This window comes from Synechococcus sp. R8-2 (assembly GCF_047461715.1).
Lineage (GTDB): Bacteria > Cyanobacteriota > Cyanobacteriia > Thermostichales > Thermostichaceae > Thermostichus.
Genome location: NZ_JANSHQ010000756.1, coordinates 1 through 1060, shown reverse-complemented (window position 1 = coordinate 1060; position 1060 = coordinate 1). Strand labels below are relative to the sequence as shown.

1 protein-coding gene is annotated in these 1060 nt (G+C 59.2%); it reads left to right on the top strand.

The genetic code is table 11. The features are described from left to right. On the top strand, window positions 1–938 hold a 938-nt coding region (locus tag NW819_RS14485; RefSeq protein ID WP_414414176.1), incomplete at its 5' end, for a sensor histidine kinase. Window positions 939–1060: the final 122 nt, after the last annotated feature.

Here is a 1060-nt window from a genome sequence, read left to right as displayed (position 1 = left end):
GTCAGCGGTGCGGAGCACTTTTGAGCCCTTGGGGCTGGAAGCAACAGCAGTTTCTCCTGCGGCCTGTGGTGGGGCTTGCCGTTTACGAAGGGTTGGCTGTGGCCCAGTTTCTACTGGGGCGTTGGGTTTGGCCTCTCGTCTTGCCGGCCCTGGCCAGTGGGCTAACGGGGGTGAGCCTGCTGCTCACTTTGGTCATTGTGGAGAATCAAGAACGGCTCTTGGCCCAACAGCAGGAATTGGAGCGTCTGCGTCGGGCCGAACAGGAGGCAGCTATCGACCAAGCCCGCAAGTTGCTTTACCGGGTAGCCACCGACATTCACGATCGGGAGCTGCAGGAGTTGAAGGTGGTGATGGACGACTTGGAGAGCTTGCAATGGCAGCAGCAGCAAGGCAGGTCGCCCGACCCCGCCGTCTACGATCACCTGCTCGAGCAACTGGAGAGGATCGGACGCGGGATCCGGAATCAGCTCAACGATGTGCGCACTCTAGCTGCCAAGCTGCGCATCTCCCCCAGCTTGCGAGAGGGGTTGCATCGAGGCATCGAGATCTATCTGGATGAACTGATCCAATCGGGCAGCCTAACGCTATCTGTAGAGCGGCAACTGCAACCGCTGCAGGAGCCCAACACCGGTGAGTGGTTTGATCAGCGAGAAGACATCTTGCGCTTTTTGCGGGAGGCCATCGGCAATGTCATCGCCCATGTACAACCCCCCAAAGGCAATGCTTCCTTTGTCAAGGTGTCGCTGGCCCAAACGGAGCGCCACTGCTGCCTTTCCGTGGTCAACGATGGTATCGAGTACGCTCCCGGCCTCAGCGGCGGCTACGGCAGCAAGGCCATGAACACCATCGCCCGCTATCTACCCAAGGGATCCTGGCATCGCACCCGCACCCCAGAAGGCCATACCCACGTCGAGCTGCACTGGGAGATGCCGCTCTGAAAGACCTACACAGCACTGAACAGAACAGATTTTTGCTCAGCGCTGTTGCTTTCTTCCTGCTTCAGCAACCCTTGACTAGCGGTAGGTTTTAGACCTACCACCCCGCCAGAGGAGTCTCCACA